Origin of the sequence: Poinsettia branch-inducing phytoplasma str. JR1 (assembly GCF_000309465.1) — a bacterium.
Classification (GTDB): Bacteria; Bacillota_I; Bacilli_A; order Acholeplasmatales; family Acholeplasmataceae; genus Phytoplasma; species Phytoplasma pruni.
The window spans coordinates 1-18,554 of sequence record NZ_AKIK01000008.1 but is presented as its reverse complement, the minus strand read 5'-3'; the positions used below and the strand labels follow the sequence as shown (position 1 = coordinate 18,554).

Annotated in this window: 16 protein-coding genes; all 16 read left to right on the top strand. The window is 29.1% G+C overall.

Annotated features, from left to right (window positions below; genetic code table 11):
- A partial coding sequence (locus tag ON17_RS00420) for a hypothetical protein (RefSeq protein WP_222812336.1) occupies window positions 1-1,099 on the top strand: 1,099 nt, incomplete at its 5' end.
- A gap of 465 nt (window positions 1,100-1,564) precedes the next feature.
- Complete coding sequence (locus ON17_RS00415; protein ID WP_017191498.1) at window positions 1,565-2,353, top strand: HAD family hydrolase; 789 nt, start codon at window positions 1,565-1,567, stop codon at window positions 2,351-2,353.
- 177 nt (window positions 2,354-2,530) lie between these two features.
- On the top strand, window positions 2,531-3,166 hold the full coding sequence (locus ON17_RS00410; protein WP_017191497.1) for a DUF4194 domain-containing protein: 636 nt from the start codon (window positions 2,531-2,533) through the stop codon (window positions 3,164-3,166).
- Window positions 3,150-6,422 carry an ATP-binding protein gene (locus ON17_RS00405; protein ID WP_017191496.1) on the top strand — a complete coding sequence of 1,091 codons (3,273 nt, stop codon included), beginning with the start codon at window positions 3,150-3,152 and terminating at the stop codon, window positions 6,420-6,422. The genes ON17_RS00410 and ON17_RS00405 overlap by 17 nt, the downstream gene beginning before the upstream one ends.
- A gap of 48 nt (window positions 6,423-6,470) precedes the next feature.
- Window positions 6,471-6,848: a YitT family protein gene (locus ON17_RS03790; protein ID WP_017191495.1), complete on the top strand. Its 378-nt coding sequence runs from the start codon at window positions 6,471-6,473 to the stop codon at window positions 6,846-6,848.
- 29 nt (window positions 6,849-6,877) lie between these two features.
- Window positions 6,878-7,282 (top strand): YitT family protein, encoded by a 405-nt coding sequence (locus tag ON17_RS03785; protein WP_261974241.1) that lies wholly within the window; start codon window positions 6,878-6,880, stop codon window positions 7,280-7,282.
- Window positions 7,283-7,539: 257 nt separating this feature from the next.
- On the top strand, window positions 7,540-8,829 hold the full coding sequence (gene eno, locus ON17_RS00395; protein ID WP_017191493.1) for a phosphopyruvate hydratase: 1,290 nt from the start codon (window positions 7,540-7,542) through the stop codon (window positions 8,827-8,829).
- Between the two features lie 68 nt (window positions 8,830-8,897).
- Complete coding sequence (gene gpmI / locus ON17_RS00390; RefSeq protein WP_026071977.1) at window positions 8,898-10,424, top strand: 2,3-bisphosphoglycerate-independent phosphoglycerate mutase; 1,527 nt, start codon at window positions 8,898-8,900, stop codon at window positions 10,422-10,424.
- A gap of 68 nt (window positions 10,425-10,492) precedes the next feature.
- On the top strand, window positions 10,493-11,839 hold the full coding sequence (gene pyk / locus ON17_RS00385; protein WP_017191491.1) for a pyruvate kinase: 1,347 nt from the start codon (window positions 10,493-10,495) through the stop codon (window positions 11,837-11,839).
- Between the two features lie 403 nt (window positions 11,840-12,242).
- Complete coding sequence (gene pdhA, locus ON17_RS00380) at window positions 12,243-13,340, top strand: pyruvate dehydrogenase (acetyl-transferring) E1 component subunit alpha (protein WP_017191488.1); 1,098 nt, start codon at window positions 12,243-12,245, stop codon at window positions 13,338-13,340.
- 2 nt (window positions 13,341-13,342) lie between these two features.
- Window positions 13,343-14,347, top strand: coding sequence for an alpha-ketoacid dehydrogenase subunit beta (locus ON17_RS00375; protein WP_017191487.1), 1,005 nt, complete (start codon window positions 13,343-13,345; stop codon window positions 14,345-14,347).
- 21 nt (window positions 14,348-14,368) lie between these two features.
- On the top strand, window positions 14,369-14,599 hold the full coding sequence (locus ON17_RS00370) for a biotin/lipoyl-containing protein (protein ID WP_026071976.1): 231 nt from the start codon (window positions 14,369-14,371) through the stop codon (window positions 14,597-14,599).
- Window positions 14,600-14,631: 32 nt separating this feature from the next.
- A complete protein-coding gene (locus tag ON17_RS00365; RefSeq protein ID WP_026071975.1) occupies window positions 14,632-15,420 on the top strand; it encodes a dihydrolipoamide acetyltransferase family protein in 789 nt (262 codons plus the stop codon).
- Window positions 15,421-15,468: 48 nt separating this feature from the next.
- The gene (gene lpdA / locus ON17_RS00360; protein ID WP_017191486.1) at window positions 15,469-16,848 is read left to right on the top strand and encodes a dihydrolipoyl dehydrogenase; all 1,380 of its coding nucleotides are present in this window, start codon (window positions 15,469-15,471) and stop codon (window positions 16,846-16,848) included.
- A 116-nt stretch (window positions 16,849-16,964) separates the two neighbouring features.
- Window positions 16,965-17,726: a TatD family hydrolase gene (locus tag ON17_RS00355; protein WP_017191485.1), complete on the top strand. Its 762-nt coding sequence runs from the start codon at window positions 16,965-16,967 to the stop codon at window positions 17,724-17,726.
- 50 nt (window positions 17,727-17,776) lie between these two features.
- On the top strand, window positions 17,777-18,394 hold the full coding sequence (locus tag ON17_RS00350; protein WP_017191484.1) for a lambda-exonuclease family protein: 618 nt from the start codon (window positions 17,777-17,779) through the stop codon (window positions 18,392-18,394).
- Window positions 18,395-18,554 lie beyond the last annotated feature (160 nt).

Genomic DNA, 18,554 nt, shown 5'->3' with positions numbered 1-18,554 from the left:
TTTAAAATATAAAAAAATAATAAGAATAAGGTGGTGTGTTTTGTTGAAGTTTTTTGAATATTTATTAAATCCTTCTAAAAGAATTAGAAAATTATTAAAAAATAATAATGAAGATATCGAAATCATAAATAAAAAAATAGCAAAATTAAAATCTCAAAAAATTACCAATACTAATAAATATGTTACTCATTCAAGTGTTTTTTTGAAAATATTTTTTTTAATAATTATTAGTTTATTGAGTGGTTTTGTGTTTTTTCATTATTTCTCTAATGCGACAAAGAAAGTTGCTTTAAATAAAGATGAAATTGAAGAGAGAAAAATATTAATTGATAATCGAAACTTGAAATATGAAGAACTAAGAAACAAACAAAATCAATCTCGAAGAACAGCAATTTATGAAGAGTTAAAACAATTAAACTTAAAATATGACAATTTAGAGCTAAAAAGAAACAAGTTCAAAAAAACACTAGAAAAAATGTTTTGGACTTTATACATATCTACGGGGGTTTCAAGTATATTATGGTTAATAAGTTTTTATTTTTTCATTCCCTTACTTAAGTATACAACTTTTTTATTGGCTATTTTGTGTGGTTTGCTTGAAGCAGGTTTGTTGTATTTTTTATATTTTACCTTTCCAAAAAATAATGTTATTTTGAATAATTCATTTTTGTTTTTATTTTTAATACCATTTTTTGCTTCTTTTTTAATAATTATTTTTATATCTTATTTATATTATGTTGCTAAATTGAAAATTTCTCCCAAATTCCTTTATATTACTCAAATTATTTTTATAATTTCTTATATAATTGCTATTTTTATTACTTCGTTTAAAATTTTTAATGATAATAATATAAATTTAACAAGTACCTTAATACTGATAATACAGTTATTTTTCTTTTGTTTTCAAATAGTTGTAGGCAGTTTTATGTGGGTTATTTGTTTAGAAAGTCTAGATACTTTGGTTCAAGAAAAATTTCCTAAAAAATATGAATATATTATTATTAATCTTATGTTTATGAATGCAATTGCAATTTTTTTTGCTTTTGTTAATATTATTTTAAGAATTTTAAAATGGTTAGGACTCACTAAAAGAAAATAGTTTTTATCTTTGAAAATTAACAAAATAATAAAAAGTAATTAATTATAAAATGAATAAAAACAGATAAATTAAACATAAACAAACGATCGATTTAGTGATTAATTTATACGGCAATAGAACTGCTTTTGATTTAATTAAACAAACCCATAATGAAAAGATCCTTGGTTATATCCCTTTAACGATCTGGATTACTTACATAACAAACCTATCGATAATCAACACATATATAACTATTATTCAACTTATCCGATAAATAAGGATTGATTGCTAATAACCTAAACACAAGGCTCATTCAATCATATCTTTTTTCCAAATTAAGCACCTTTTTACTAAACATAATTTCACAAGAATAAGGTCTTTTCTTTGCTTTTTATATTTTCTAATCCCTTCTTTCTTTTGCCAAATGATCTTTTTTTTGATATAATAATAAGTAATTGGTATATTTATTTAAGATAAGAAAAAGAGGTGTTAGCTATTAAAAAGAGATTATTTTTTTTTGATATCGATGAAACTTTATATAGTAATAAGAAAAAAGCCATTTTACCACAAACCAAAAAATTAATTTTAAAATTATCTCAAATGCCTAATACTATTTTAGGAATAGCAACAGGTAGAAATTACCGTAATTTAAACGCTATTGAAGAATTATTACCGTTATTTAAATATTTTGTTCTGATGAACGGTTCTTTAACTATTTCTGATGGCAAAATTATAGACGAATCTCCCATTTCTACAGAACATATTGAAGAAGTTCATAAAAGAATTCAAAACTATCAAATGATGGCTACTAGTATAGGAATTAATAAAGCTGGTTTATATTTTGACAAAAAAAAAGGTGATATGAACCTAGTCCAAGAATATAAGAAAAATTTAGATTTTGAAATTGATAATCAATTTTACTTAAAAGAAAGAATTTATCTTTTAATCGTGGCAGGAGCAGATAAAGACAAATTAGCCCCTTTATTGAAAGATCTAGACTATTTCAATATTTGTGTATGGAAAAATCATATCGATTTAACTGTTAAAGGCGTTAATAAGTACTACGGAATTAAAAAAATTAAAGACAAATATCCTGATCATCAATTAATTTGTATGGGAGACGGTTCTAACGATATTGAAATGTTAAAAGCGGCTGATATCGGTATTGCGATGGGAAATAGTTTATATCCTAAAGTAAAAGTAGCAGCTAATATTGTTTCTCCTCATATAGATGATGATAAAATGTATGATTTTTACGAAGAACATATTTTATAAGATATCATTATTTTTTAGAAAAAAACAATTTTAAACATCTTTTAACTTTATGCAAAGTGTTTCCTGCTCTTTTTGATCCAAAAAAGGGATTAAAGCACAACCCAATAAAGCTTGAAAAAATGTTTATTTATTGTTTTTTTATTAATAACAAATTTTTTAAATTAAAAAAGGGTTTTAATGGATAAAAAAACACAAGAATTACATATTTTTTCCCCCAAATTTGAACAATTAAAAGAGAAAGAAAAAGATCTTTTTTCGCGTATCGTTAATAAATTATTTCAAGTGAATTATTTAACGTTGCAAAAAATGGCAGATGCTAATGATTATCGTTTTATTTTATTACACCGAGAACTTTTTTATTCTTTTTTTCAATTAGCAGATTTTGAGTTAGAAATTAAAAAACATGATGAAGTTATTTTTATTCATAATTTACATCATTTTAATAAATTAAAATTAAAAAAAGAAGAAAGTTTGATTTTATTTATTTTTCGTATCTTGTTTCAACAAAAAAAAGAAATAAAACCTTCTAACACTAAAATAGAAGTGTTTTTGCAGGATATTTTTAAAGAATTAAAACATATTGGTTATTCTGAAGTGCAAAAATTCAACAAAGAAACAGTTAAAAAAACTTTAACGATGTTGCGTCAATATAATATTATTGATTATGCGGATCATAACAATCACTTGTCTGATGATTTAACCATTACCATTTATCCTTCTATTCTTTATTTAATTGATATAGAGATGATTAAACATTATCAAGAACTCTTTCTTTTGAAACAAAGTGAAAACCCAGATGAAAAAATTAACTAAGATACAATTGGTAAACTGGCATTTATTCTCTTCTCAAACGATTGAAATAACCGGAAATGCTTTAATTTCTGGTGAAAATGGAGCGGGTAAATCAACTTTATTAGACGCTTTACAATATGTTTTAATTGGTGAGAGAAAAAATGTTAAATTCAATTTAGCGGCTAACGTGAACGCTAAACGTTCTTTAGAAAGTTATATGAGAGGCAAGATAGGTGCCGAAAATAAGGAGTTTTTAAGGAATGGGGATGTTATTACCCATATTGCGTTAGAATTTGTGGATGAGGAAACTCAAGAACACACTATTTTAGGTTGTGTTTTGGAATTGCCTCAAAGAGGAGTTTTAAAAGAAAAGTTTTATCTTTATGAAAATATAGGCTTAAAAAGTGACCTTTTTATTTCTAATAATAAACCGAAAAACCATAAACAATTAGCGGAATATTTACGAGCGCATAAAAAAGATTTTAGTTTTTTTGACACTAAAATACAATATAAACAAGCTGTCGGTAAATATTTAAATATTAATGTCGCTAAATATTTAGAAATTTTACCCAAAGCGTTAGCGTTTAAACCGCTTAATTTGCAAAATTTTGTTTTTGATTTTTTATTAGAAGAAAACCCGATTAATATTTCGAGTTTAAAAAATAGTGTTCGCCAATTGAAAAAAATAGAGTCTCAAATAGAATTAGACAAAAACAAATTACAGCAATTAATTGTTATTATTGATGCAGAAAAAAAATTTAAATTCTTAGACGAACAAATTAAAATTAACTCTTTAGTAGAGAAAAAAGTTTTAATAGCGAAATATCACAACAATTTAGAAAACATGTTGGTTAAAAAAGAACAAGAGGCTCTGAAGATTAACCATTTGTTAGAAGAAAAACATAATATCAACGCCTCTATTGAAAATTTAAACAATCATTTGTTAGAATTGCAAAACAACCATTCTCAAGGCGATTTAAGTCAATTATTTTATTCTTTACAAAAAGAATTATCCCAAAAACAAACTTTTTGCCAAGATTTGCAAAGTCAAATAGATTTTTTTCAAGAGAGATTGCAAGCTGAACAAAAAATCTTAAAAGAATTGTATTGTTTGCAACCGGATGATATTATTCATCAAACAGCCGAAGAAATAGCACGTTTTTTAACTGCCCCAAAACCATTTGATATTTATTCGGAATTGAAAAAAACCATGTTGGAGATGACTGATTATTTATCCCAAGAAATTCTGAATTTTAATATCGCACAAAATGACGTTCAAAAAGAGATCAAGTTGTTGCAACAGCAAATTACTGAAAAAAACTCCACTTTTCAAGCCATGAATAATATCGCTAAAATATATAATCCTAACGTTAAAAAACTAGTGACTTTATTAAACGAAAAATTAAGTCTTTTTTATAAAAAAGAGATCCATATCCATCCTTTTTGCGAATTGATTGATATTAATGATGAATTATGGCGTAATTCTATTGAAGGTTTTTTAGGTAGTCGGAAATTTAATTTAATCGTGGAAACGGGCTATTTTGATCAGGCTTTAAAAATATATGAAAAATTTCAAACTATTGAAAAGATTTATGACGTTGGTTTGGTGAATGTAGATAAAATACCGGATGTAGATGATAATCCTCATAGTTTAGCGGATAAAATAACTAGCAACCATAAAGATGCTTTAAAATACGCTAAATTATTGTTATCACATATCATCTGCGAAACTGATGTAACCCAATTAAAAAACTATAAAACCGCGATTACTCCTCAAGGAATGATTTATAGTAGTTATACCGCGAAACAATTAAATCCGAAAAGTTACCAAATTCCTTATATCGGTAACGAATCTAAAGAAATACGTAAAAAAATACTTTTATCAGAAATTAATGCTTTAAAAGAATATTTAAACCAAAAACAAAATATTTTTATGAAAAATAAAAGTATTATTGAATTAATGAGAAAAAGTAAAGTCTTTTCTTTGGTTAATAATGATCAGTTTACCATCTATAAAAAAATATCTGATAATGAGCAAGAAATAGTTGTTATTAAATATAAAATAGAACAATTCCGTAGTCAACAAAATGTGGAACAAATAGAAGATAATTTAAAAAAGATTAAAAAAGATAAACAAATTCTTAACGAATCATTAGATCTTGTTTTATTAAAAATTGTGGAAAGCAAAAACAAGTATAATATGTATGAAGAGAAAATAAATTTTCTTCAAAAAGGATTAGTGGAATTGCAAAAAGATTTATACGCTATAGAACAAAAAGAAGTAGTTAATTTAGAAAAAGCTTCCGTTCAATTGCAAAATTATTTAACTACTTACCAAAACAATTATGAATATATTTTACACTATATACAAGATAACGTTAAAACTATTGAGAAGCAAAAAAACGCTCAACACTTTGATTTGACGAAGTATATGAACTTATACATTGGGACTTATCATCTAAGCGCTATTGAGGCAAAATTAGAATATTTTGATTATTTCGTACAAGAATATAATTTAATTAGCTCCAAAAATTTGATTACTTACGAACAAGAAGCAAAAGAGTTAAGTTCCAAAACCGAAATTATTTTTAAAGAAGAATTCGTTAATAAACTCAAAGAAAGTATTGAAAACGCTAAACAACAAATTAAAAAATTAAACGAACTTTTAAAAAATAGACCTTTTGGCGATGATAGCTATCAAATTATTACCAAAGCCTCTGACGATCCTGAATATAAAAAATATTATTCCATGATTGTAGAAGATAACCTAACCCAAGAGATTAATTTATTTTCTGAGAACGCTTCTTCTTATAAAGATATTTTATTAGACGAATTATTTCAAAAAATAATTTATTTTGAAGAAGGATATGAAGCTATAGCTTATGAATTTTTAGATTATCGTAATTATTTAACTTATGATATTCAAATTAACGATATTTACGGAAATGTATCTTTATTTTCTAAAATTTTTCGTGAAAAATCTGGTGGAGAAACTCAAGTACCTTTTTACATTATTATTGGCATTTGTTTTGAACAATTATTAAGCGCAAACACTGTTCATAAAGGTTGTTTAGTTTTATTTGATGAAGCTTTTAATAATATGGATGAAAATAGAATTGAATCCATGATGTATTTTTTTAACCAATTAAACATTCAATTTTTAATCGCTATTCCGCCTCAAAGGATTGCTGATATTTCTCCTTATGTAACCACTAATTTAATTATCGTCAAAGATAATAATCATGTTATGGTAGAAAGTTTTACTAAATTAGCTTAAAAAATTTTTTTAAAGAAAATAAATTAATTAGCAAAGAAAAATCCCAAAATGAAACAAAAATTAAAAACATCGTCTTTTCAATCATTAATATTTATTACATTTGTTAAAATAGTCACTTTCATCAAATGTATGTTTTTAGATAAGTTAAAACTATCAGACATGCATCATTTTGAAACCACGCGCTTTTGTCAATTAACTTTAGGTTCCTTATTAATGGTTTTTGCTATTTATTTTTTCATTTTACCGCAAGAATTAATTATAGGAGGTCTAGAAGCGCTTTGCTTATTTTTAGATAAAGTGTTTTTTTACAAAATAAAGGAGAAAAAACAAAACCATTGGTTTAGTAGTAACAACGGTATTTTGTTTTTCCGTATTTTTATTATTTCATTTGGCGCTATTTCCCATAAGACATGGTTTTTTTATTAACACTTTTTGTGGCTTCCCTATTTTCTATTTTGTTTAAAATATTAGAATATTGGCAAATAGATAGAGTATTTTTATTAAATAAATTCCCAGATAAGGTTAAAAATAACATTATTTATCGCTTATCTTTATCTTCCGTTATTATTGGTGTTTTTATCGGTATAGGAGCTGGTTTAGTGATCGGAAACAATTCTTCTACGGGTGGAACTGATTTCGTTTTCAAAGTTTTACACAATTTTATAGAAGAACATATTACCATTGAATTTCCTATGATTTTATTAATTATAGACGGTTCTATTTTGGTCGCTTCTTTCATTATCGATTATTTTAGACAAATAGATGTTAAAAAGAATATTGTTATTAAATACGTTTTTTCTATTATTACTTTTGCTATCGCTATCAGTTTGACCACTTTAGTGAGTAATTGGGTTAAATAAAATCTCTTCCTAATAAATATGTCTTAGTGAGACCACTTCTTGTATTGGTTTTTTCTTTATATGTCTTCAACCTGATAAATAAGTCTTATTTTAGGCCAAAAATAAAAAAATGAAGAAAAAGAAATATAGTTGTAATATTTATGGTTTTTTTTTGATACAATTTTAATGTATTGTTGTATAAAAAATTTTTAAAGAATTCATTTTATTATATGAATTTTATCATTTGAAAAGATTTATAATAAAAGGAGAAATAAATAATGCCATATATTACTGATATTTTAGCTCGCGAAGTTTTAGATTCTAGAGGAAATCCTACTGTAGAAGTTGAAGTTAAAACATCTGAAGTTATAGGGAGAGCTATTGTTCCTTCTGGCGCTTCAACTGGATTATACGAAGCTGTTGAATTAAGAGACAAAGATGAAAAAAGATATTTAGGTAAAGGCGTTTTACAAGCGGTAGAAAACGTAGTAAAAGTGATTAAACCTGTTTTAATGGATGTATCCGTATTAGAACAAAAAGCTATCGACCAAGCGATGATTGAACTTGATGGTACGCCAAATAAATCTAAATTAGGGGCTAACGCTATTTTAGGCGTTTCATTGGCCGTGGCTAAAGCAGCTGCTTCATATTTAAATTTGGAACTTTATGAATATTTAGGTGGAGTTCAACCAAAACAATTGCCAGTACCAATGATTAATATTATAAACGGCGGAGCTCATGCTTCCAATAGTGTTGATTTTCAAGAATTTATGATTTTACCCGTGGGAGCTCCTACTTTTAAAGAAGCTTTAAGATATGGTACTGAAATTTTTCATCATTTAGGCAAACTATTAAAACAAAAAGGTTATCCTACAACAGTAGGAGATGAAGGGGGATATGCTCCTGATTTATCTTCTAACGAAGAAGTTTTACAAATTATTTTGCAAGCTATTAATAACGCTGGTTATAAACCAGGAGAAGACATTTATTTAGGTATGGACGTTGCTGCTTCAGAATTTTATAACGCAGAACAGAAAAAATATATTTTAGCTTCTGAAAATAACAAATCTTTCACAAGTGCTGAATTAATCGCTTTTTATGAAGAATTAGTTAATAAATACCCTATTTTATCAATTGAAGATGGTTTAGATCAAAACGATTGGGAAGGATGGAAGTTATTAACTAGCAAATTAGGACACAAAGTTCAAATAGTGGGTGATGATTTATTCGTGACTAACGTAGAAAGATTATCACAAGGAATTGAAGAAAAAACGGCTAATTCTATTTTGATTAAATTAAACCAAATCGGCACTTTAACAGAAACGTTAGAAGCTATTGAAATGGCTAAAAAAGCTTCTTTTACAGCTGTTATTTCTCATCGTAGTGGAGAGACGGAAGATACTACTATCGCTGATTTAGTTGTGGCAACTAACGCAGGTCAAATCAAAACTGGTTCCTGTTCTAGAACTGACCGTATCGCTAAATATAATCAATTATTAAGAATTGAAGACAATTTACAAAATGCTTCTTATTTAGGGTTAAAAGCTTTTTATAATTTAAAAAAATAATCATTTTTACGCATTAATGGCTCTTTTTTAGTCAAATTATTGGGTAGGAAAGAAAAATGAGGAAATTTATTTTGGAATCTTTTGTTGGTCTTATTATTTTAGATGGGTTAGGAATCTCTCGCCAAAAAAAAAATAACGCTGTTTTGTTAGCTAAGACGCCTTATTTGGATTCTCTTTTTAAAAGTTACCCCCACAACGCCTTGGTGGCGTCAGGGGAAGCTGTTGGTTTGCCTGAAGGACAAATGGGTAACAGCGAAGTGGGTCATTTAAATTTAGGCGCTGGCAGAATAGTTTACCAATCTTTAACCAAAATTAACAAAGCTATTAAAGAAAAAACTTTTTTTCAAAACGAAAGTTTTTTACAAGTCATAAAACATGTTAAAAAACATAATAGTAAACTGCATCTTGTGGGCATGATTTCTGATGGCGGTATTCACTCCCATATCAACCATGCTAAAGCTTTATTAGAAATGGCTGAACAAAATAATTTAATCAAAAAAACTTATTTACATGCTTTTACCGATGGACGCGACACATCACCTAAATCGGGTTTAAACCATCTTAGACCCCTTTTAGAGCAAAAAGTTAAAATTGCTTCTGTAGCGGGTCGTTATTACGCTATGGATCGTGATAATAACTGGGAACGTATTAATGTGGTTTATAATATGTTAGTTTCTCAAAAAGCGCCGATAATAGAGTCAGTAATAGATTATATGGAACAATCTTATCGCGACAATATTACTGATGAATTTATCAAACCGGCTATTACGGATGTTAATGGTTTAATCGAAGATAACGATGGTGTGATCTTTTTTAATTTTAGACCTGATCGTATCGTCCGTTTAGCGACCGCTTTGTCCAATCCTGCTAAAACTTATTTTTTTATCACTCCTGGCAAAACTTCTTGTCAAGGCGAAAAAAAATTAAATAATGTTTTATGCGCAACTATGTCTCCTTATGCCGAAAGCGTGAAAGGTATGGTAGCTTTTCAAAAAGAAAATTTAACTAATACTTTTGGCGAAGTGGTAGCTAACCATAATTTAGAACAATTAAGGATAGCGGAAACAGAAAAATATCCTCACGTGACTTTCTTTTTTAACGGTTCTCAGCATGTTAAATTAAAAGGTTGTGAGGAAATTTTGATTCCTTCTCCTGCGGTTCCGACTTATGATTTAAAGCCAGAAATGAGCGCTTTAGAAATCGCCGCCAAAGCGAAAGAAGCTATTTTATCTAAGCAATATCAAACGATGGTGTTAAATTTTGCTAATCCGGATATGGTCGGCCATACAGGTTCTTTAGAAGCGACTATCGCAGCTGTCGAAGCAACCGATAAAGCTTTAAAAACTGTAGTAGAAGCTATTTTATCTATAGGTGGAAAAGCTGTTGTGGTGGCGGACCACGGAAACGCCGAACAAATGGCAGATGAAAAAGGTCGTCCTCATACCGCTCATACTACTAATTTAGTACCTGTTATTGTTACGGATGAAAATGTTTTTGTGAATAAAGGTGCTTTATGCGACGTAGCTCCGACTTTATTAGAATTATTGAAAATACCTCAGCCCCAAGAAATGACGGGAAAATCTTTAATAAAATAAATTAACCTTTTAATGGTTAAAAAATATGTTAATCGAACAATAAATTATATTTAAGAAAAGGTAAAATAATGCAAGAGAATAAAACCAAAATTATTTGTACTTTAGGACCTGCATCTTATGATGTTAACGTTTTAAAACAATTGATGCTTTCTGGTATGAATGTAGCGAGATTTAATTTTTCTCACGCTCAATATGATAACAGTAAAAAATTACTGAAAACTATTCGTGATTTAAATCAAGAATTAAATACTCATGTGGCTACTTTATTAGACACCAAAGGGCCAGAAGTAAGAACCCATGAATTTGACGGAGAAGTAACTATTACTAAAGATTCTTTAGTAAGAATAACTACTGAAGAAGTGCTAGGCAACGCCTCTTTATTTTCTGTTACTTATCCTGGTTTTTATGATGAATTAAATGTAGGCGATGTGGTTAACGTTGATGATGGTTATTTATCTTTAGAAATCGTTGATAAAGACGCTCAGAAAAAAGAATTAGTAACGAAAGCGAAAAACACTCATGTTGTGAAATCACGTCGTGGGGTTAACGTTCCTAATGTTAGTTTAAACATTCCTTTTGTTTCAAAAAAAGACCGTCAAGACGTTCTTTTCGCTTCAGAACAAAATTACGATTATATCGCTGCTTCTTTCGTTAGAAACGCAGAAGACGTGTTAGAATTGAGAAAAATTTTAAAAGAACAAAACAACGACCATATTCGTATTATCTCTAAAATTGAAAACCAAGAAGGGGTTGACAATTTAGACGAAATTATTGAAGTATCTGATGGTATTATGGTGGCTAGAGGAGATTTAGGCATCGAAGTTCCAGGCGAAATGGTTCCTTTATACCAAACAACTATCATTGAAAAATGTTTAGAAGAAGGTAAAACTGTTGTGGTAGCTACGCAAATGTTAGAATCTATGCAAAAAAACCCTCGTCCAACTAAAGCCGAAATTTCAGATGTTTATAACGCTGTTAAAGAAGGTAGTACTGCCACTATGTTATCCGGAGAATCTGCTTCAGGAGAATATCCAGTAGAAGCAGTGCAATTTATGCATAAAATCAACAAACAAGCCGAAAAGGCGCGTGAAGATGAATTTTTTGCTCCTCTTTACGAACCAGAAAGTTTACAAGAATATCTTTTATTAAGTGCAGCGGAATTATCAGTTCGTTATCCTATTAAAGCGATTCTTGTTAACAATTGGGAAGATGCTGAAAGCATTTCCAAATTCCATCCTTCTGTTCCTGTTTTAGCAAGAGTTCAAGACGAAAAAGAAGCTAATTTATTAGCTTTAAGTTATGGCATCACTCCGGTTTTAAACCAAGTGGAATTAGACCGTAAACTAGATGCTTTAACTGAGGATGAAGGCAGAGAAATCATAGTAGTTACTGAAGGAAAAATAGAAATTAAATAATTTATCCTTAAAAACCCTTAAAAAGGGTTTTTAACTAAAATAATAACTTCTTGGAACTAAACAAAACAAGGGATAAAAAGAGTCCTATTTGTGAAGAAACAATAAAATTATCAGCAATATTTGACAAAAATTAAAAAATAAGTTAAAATTAAAGTTGGTCTTAAATTTCTTAATAAATTTATATTTTTTTCGTTTAAATACATCATTATTAAGATTTTCTTCACTAATGTTTGCCTTTGTATTTAAACCAAAAAAATTATTTTAACAATTGTTCTTGAAGAAAGCTTTTGCTTAAAAAAAAAAAAAAACAAGACATTTAATTTTTTAAACAACATTTTATTTGTGTGGCTAAATTCATCTTTACAAAAATTATTTAAAAAAATAAAAGGAGTTAATTTTCTAAATGACATTAAGTAAATCTTATGATCCTTTGAAAAAACAAAGATTACAAATTTTGGATTCAGAAGGAAATGTAGTTAATCCACAATTAGAACCAAAAATACCTGAAGAAAAACTGTTAAAAATGTATAAAACTATGGTTTTAGCAAGAGTTTCTGACATTAAAGCGGTTCAATACCAACGTCAAGGCAGAATGTTGTCTTACGTTATTAACAGAGGACATGAAGGTGGTCAAGTTGGTTCAGCAGCAGCTTTAGAAGATCAAGACTGGGTTTCACCTTATTTCCGTGATATTGGGATTTATTTATACCGTGGTATTCCTTTAGAAAACATATACCTTTATTGGTATGGTAACGAAAAAGGTTCTAAAATGGATCCTTCTAAACGTATTTTACCAGTTAATATTATTATTGGTTCAGGAATTAATATTGGTGCTGGTTTGGCTTTAGCAAGTAAGTTGCAAAACAAAAAAGAAGTTACAATAGCTACTATTGGTGATGGCGGAACAGCTCATGAAGAATTTTATGCTGGTTTGAATTACGCATCTGTTTATAAAGCTCCTTTAGTGGTATTGATTCAAAATAATCAATACGCTATTTCTACTCCAAGAAAAGTAGCTTCTAATTCTGAAACTTTAGCACAAAAATCCTATGCTTTCGGTATTCCTGGCATTCAAGTAGATGGTAATGACGTTTTAGCTGTTTATGCAGCTGTTAAAGAATTTACCGAAGCAGCGCGTAACGGCGAAGGAGCTAGTTTAATTGAAATCTTTACTTACCGTATGGGAGCTCATACGACTAATGATAACCCTAACTTATACCGTTCTAAAGAAGAAGAGGAAGAATGGAATAAAAAAGATCCTATCGAACGTTTTAAAAAATATTTATTGAAAAAAAACGTTTTAACTGAAGAAATGGTAGAACAAATCAATCAAGAAGCAGAAAAATACGTTTCCGAAGTACATGAAAAAATTACTTCTTACGGTGCTAATGTAGAACCGATTGAAATTTTTGAACATCTTTACTATGAAATGACACCTCAATTAAAAGAACAACACGCAGAATACGAACAATTTTTAAAATCAAAAGAAGAAGGTAAATAAAAATGGCTTTAATGAATTTATTACAAGCGGTTAATCATACCTTAGATCTCCAATTAGCTAAAAACCCTAAAGTAGTTGTTTTTGGTCAAGATATTGGTAAATTAGGAGGAGTTTTCCGTGTTACTGCAGGATTGCAAAAAAAATACGGAGAATCTCGTGTTTTCGATACTCCTATAGCTGAATCTGCTATCGTTGGTAGTGCGATCGGAATGTCTATGAACGGTTTAATTCCTGTAGCTGAAATTCAATTTGATGGTTTCCTTTATGTAGGATTAGAAGATTTAATCGCTCATGCTGCGAGAATGAGAAATCGTACTCGTAATAGTTTTTCTTGTCCTATGGTTTTAAAAGTTCCTGTTGGTGGCGGAGTTAAAGCATTAGAACATCACTCAGAGAGTTTAGAAGTTATTTTAGGTTCTATTCCTGGTTTAAAAGTGGTAGTTCCTTCTAACCCTTACGACGCTAAAGGTCTTTTAATTGCCGCTATTAATAGCCCAGATCCAGTTGTTTACATGGAACCTAAATATTTATATCGTGCAGGAAAACAAGAAGTTCCTGAAGAAGAATACGAAACAGAAATTGGTAAAGCGAACGTGGTTAAAGAAGGTACAGATGTAACTGTAATCGCTTGGAGTTCGGCTGTTTCCATCGTTCAATCCGCTTTAGAAAAACTAGAAGCTGATGACATTTCTGTAGAATTAGTGGATTTAAGAACTATTAATCCGATTGATAGAGAAACAGTGCTTCATTCTGTAAAAAAAACTGGTAGATTAGTTGTAGTACATGAAGCTACTAAAACTTATGGACCAGCTGGTGAATTAATTACTTTAGTAAATGAATATGCTTTTGATTATTTAAAAGCTGCTCCTAGTCGTGTAACAGGTCATGATATCATCATGCCTTTAGCCAGAGGAGAATATCATCAAGTTTTAAACGTTGATAAAGTAATTTATGGCGTAAAAAAAGTTTTAAAAAATAATTTAAACAAAAAAAATTTAAACAAATGACAAATGAATGAGGGTAATAATATGTATGAATTAAAATTTGCTGATATAGGTGAAGGAATTAACGAAGGAACCATTTTAACTTGGAACTGTAAAGTTGGAGACAATGTTAAAGAAGGCGATGTTTTAGTAATCGTTGAAACTGATAAATTACAAGCTGACATAACTGCTCCTAAAACTGGTACTATTACTAAAATAGGTTACCAAGAGGGCGAAAATGTTAACGTTGGAGATGTTTTAGCTGTTATTGAATAAGAATAATTTAAATAAAAAAGGACGTTTTAAAAATGACAAATAATAACGACAATGTTTTAAACCCTACAAAAGAAGCTGTAGCAAACAACACAAATACTAATAATAACACAGAAGACGTAAAAATTCAAAAAATTTCTCGTTTAAGAAAAACAATTGCTAAAAAAATGAGCATTTCCAAAACAGTTATTCCTGAAGTAACTTTAATGGATGAAGTGGATATTACTGATTTAGTAGCTTTAAGAACTCAAATGAAACCATTAGCTCAAGAAAAAGGCATTAAATTAACTTATATGGCTTTTATCGCTAAAGCGGTTGTTTTAGCTTTAAAAGAATATCCTGTTTTTAACGCTAGTTTTGATGATGAAAAAGAAGAATTAATAATTAAAAACTATATTAACTTAGGAATCGCTATTGACACTAAAGATGGATTAATTGTTCCTAATATTAAAAACGTTGATAATTTAAGTGTTTTAGAATTAGCGAAAGAAATCCACACTTTATCTGTTAACACAGTAGGAAGAAAACTACAATTGTCTCAATTGCAAAAAGGTACTTTTACTTTAAGTAATTTTGGGGCCATTGATATTGCTTACGGTACGCCAATTATTAATCATCCGGAATTAGCTATTCTTGGTATTGGTAAAATAGTTAAAAAACCAATAGTTAAAAAAGGTGAAATTGTTGTAGCTGATATTTTGCCTCTATCTTTAGCGATCGATCACCGTATTATCGATGGTGCTGATGGCGGAAGATTATTGAAAAAAATTAAAGAATTATTAAACGATGTTAAAACTTTAGAAAATGATTTCACTGCTTTATAAAGAGGGAAATTATTTTTTGACTGAATTATAAAAAAGAGAAGTAAATTGATGGAAAGATATGATATTTTAATTATTGGCGGAGGACCTGGTGGTTATATCTCAGCTATTAAAGCATCTCAAATGGGAGCTAAAGTTGCTTTAGTAGAAGACCATAAATTAGGCGGAATTTGTTTAAATTACGGTTGTATACCGACTAAAGCTTTTTTAAAAAGCGCTAAAATTTTTGACCTTTTAAAACATTCTAAGGAATACGGTATCGAAACCAATACAGACGTAGAAGTGAATTGGACTTCTGTATTAGAACGTAAAAACAAAATAGTTAAACAATTAACTAACGGCATTTCTTTCTTAATGAAAAAAAATAAAATTGATGTTTATGAGGGATTTGCTGATGCGTTATCAGCTCATCAAGTTCAAGTAGGCGATAAAGTTTTAGAAACTAAAAAACTTATTATTGCTACGGGAGCGAGCGCGTTTATTCCTCCGATTAAAGGTGCTAAAGAAGCATACGAAAATAAATACTTATACACAAGTAAAGAATTAGTTCAATTGGAAAAATTTCCGAAAAAATTAGTTATTATTGGTGGCGGAGTTATCGGTGTAGAGTTTGCGACTATTTTTAATAAATTCGGCGCTGAAGTAATTATTTTAGAAAGAGCGAACTCTATCTTAAATGTTATGGATAAAGATATTGTTGATGCTTACACTAAAAAATTAAAAAGCAACCAAATTAAAATTTTAACTGAAGCTTCAGTAGTGGAAATCGATAATAATAAAGTGCATTACATTTATGAAAACAAAACACACGTGGAAGAAGCTGATGTTGTTTTAATGGCAACTGGAACTAAACCTAATTTAAAAGGGATAGAAAAGCTGAATTTACAAACCGACAGAGCAGGCGTTATGACAGACGGCTTTTTAAAAACTTCTTTAGAAGGCGTTTACGCTATTGGCGATGTTAACGGTAAATATATGTTAGCCCACGTATCGAGCCATGAAGGAATTATCGCTGTTACTCATGCTTTAGAAGCTGACGCTCATTTAAAACCAATGAATTACGATCGCGTGCCTTCCTGTGTTTACGGTTTCCCTGAAATTGCCACTATTGGTTGGACTGAAGAACAAGTGAAAGTTAAAGACATTGAATATAAAGTGTCTAAAGTTCCTGTTAAAGTGATCGGTAAAGCTTTAGCTGACGGTGAAACAGATGGTTTTGCCAAATTAATCGTTGATAAAAAAGATCTTAAAGTTTTAGGAATGCATATTTTCTCTTATAATGCTACTGAATTAATTATTGAAATTGGTGTAACTATGGAATTAGAAGGAACAGCTCATGATGTTGTTCATGCTATTCACCCACATCCCACTTTATCTGAATTAACTTTAGAAACTTTTTTAGGCGCGATTGATAAACCAATCCATATGTAAAAATAATACTTTTAATGAAAAAAATAACCCATTTTTATGAGTTATTTTTTTCTAATTTTAATGATAAAATTTATTATTGAATAACCAAATATTATAATTAAAAAGAGAAATAAAAAATGTTAATTGATACTCACGCTCATCTTAATTTAGATGATTATTCTAAAGATTTAAAAGATGTTATAAATAGAGCTGTAAAAAACGATGTTCAATATTTTATTGTTCCTGGTTTAGATCAGAAAACGAGCGAAAAAGCCATCGAATTAGCCCTTCAAAACCCTGAAATCAAAGTCGCTGTGGGGATTCATCCGTCTTATGTGACTAATGAAGATCCTTTCACTATTGAAAAATATTTAAAACTTCCTCAAGTCGTGGCTGTGGGTGAAATTGGTATTGATTTATTTCATGAACAAAAAACCTTGCCATTACAACAACAAACTTTACAAATTCAAGTTGAATTAGCGATTAAATATGATTTACCCATCATTTTACACGCTCGTTCTTCTTTTGAAGAAATATATGAAATCTTGCTGCCTTATAAAAACAAAATTAGAGGCGTTTTCCATTCTTTAGTAACTGATTTGGAAGCAGCCCAAAGAGCGATCGATTTAGGTTTTTACGTAGGCATTGGTGGGATTGTAACATATGAAAAAGCTTTGGAAGTTCATATTTTAGCGAAACAACTCCCTTTAGACAAAATCTTATTAGAAACTGATTCGCCTTTTTTAACTCCTTTTCCGGGGAAAAAATCTCACAGAAACGAACCCGCTTTGGTGAAATTAGTAGCCGCAAAAATAGCTAGTTTAAGAAACATTACTTTAGAAGAAGTAGCTGAACAAACTACTCAAAACGTTAAAAAACTGTTTTTACCTCATCTTTAATTCATTCTCTTAACAACTTGATAATTGTTAGCAAGAAAGGTTTGTTTGTTATGAAATTTACCAAATCAGAATCAAATCAAATGATTAATTTAGAACAAAATTCTGAAGCATGGCATAAACATAGAAGCAACTATATTAACGCTTCAGAAGTTGCTGCTATTATGGGGTTAAATCCGTTTGAAACTAAACAAGCACTTTTTAAAAGAAAACTTTTTAAAGAAAAGATCGAAGACAATAATGCTATGCGTCATGGCAGACGTTTAGAACCAGAAGCGAGAAATTTTTTTAACGAAGTTAACAATATGGAATTCGTCCCTGCTGTGTTTATTAAAGATTTTATGTCTGCTTCTTTAGATGGTTGGCATCAAGAATCTAACAGCATTTTAGAAATTAAATGTCCTATTTCTTATAATAGTCCTTCTTGGAGCAATTTTTTGTTAAATAACGAAATACCTATGTATTATTATGCTCAAGTGCAAGCTCAACTCTTTTGTTCTGATACAGAAAAAGCTTTTTTCTTAGTGTATCAAACGTTTCAGAGTAGAAGTAAGGTTAAGGAAATCCACAGAGACCCTAAATTTATTGAAGAAATGTATCAAAAAGCGCATTTTTTTTATAATCTTTTAAAAGAAGCTAAAGAAACTTTAGATAAGTTAAAAGAAAAATGATTGTTTTTGATTTATTTGTTCTTTAGAAAAGAGGATCAAAAAAATAATAATCTTTTTTGGAGGTTATTTTTTTACCATTTAATATGTGTCTTTTAGTGGTTGTTGATTGGTGTTTTATTAATTTGTTAAGAAAAATGTATTTAAGGGCATAAAAAAAGAT

What these genes read in the sequence shown, in the direction of transcription:
- ON17_RS00410 (WP_017191497.1), top strand. Translation starts at nt 2,531, where the DNA reads ATGGATAAAAAAACACAAGAATTACATATTTTTTCCCCCAAATTTGAA.
- ON17_RS00405 (WP_017191496.1), top strand. Translation starts at nt 3,150, where the DNA reads ATGAAAAAATTAACTAAGATACAATTGGTAAACTGGCATTTATTCTCT.
- ON17_RS03790 (WP_017191495.1), top strand. Translation starts at nt 6,471, where the DNA reads ATGAAACAAAAATTAAAAACATCGTCTTTTCAATCATTAATATTTATT.
- eno (WP_017191493.1), top strand. Translation starts at nt 7,540, where the DNA reads ATGCCATATATTACTGATATTTTAGCTCGCGAAGTTTTAGATTCTAGA.
- pyk (WP_017191491.1), top strand. Translation starts at nt 10,493, where the DNA reads ATGCAAGAGAATAAAACCAAAATTATTTGTACTTTAGGACCTGCATCT.
- pdhA (WP_017191488.1), top strand. Translation starts at nt 12,243, where the DNA reads ATGACATTAAGTAAATCTTATGATCCTTTGAAAAAACAAAGATTACAA.
- ON17_RS00375 (WP_017191487.1), top strand. Translation starts at nt 13,343, where the DNA reads ATGGCTTTAATGAATTTATTACAAGCGGTTAATCATACCTTAGATCTC.
- ON17_RS00370 (WP_026071976.1), top strand. Translation starts at nt 14,369, where the DNA reads ATGTATGAATTAAAATTTGCTGATATAGGTGAAGGAATTAACGAAGGA.
- ON17_RS00365 (WP_026071975.1), top strand. Translation starts at nt 14,632, where the DNA reads ATGACAAATAATAACGACAATGTTTTAAACCCTACAAAAGAAGCTGTA.
- lpdA (WP_017191486.1), top strand. Translation starts at nt 15,469, where the DNA reads ATGGAAAGATATGATATTTTAATTATTGGCGGAGGACCTGGTGGTTAT.
- ON17_RS00355 (WP_017191485.1), top strand. Translation starts at nt 16,965, where the DNA reads ATGTTAATTGATACTCACGCTCATCTTAATTTAGATGATTATTCTAAA.
- ON17_RS00350 (WP_017191484.1), top strand. Translation starts at nt 17,777, where the DNA reads ATGAAATTTACCAAATCAGAATCAAATCAAATGATTAATTTAGAACAA.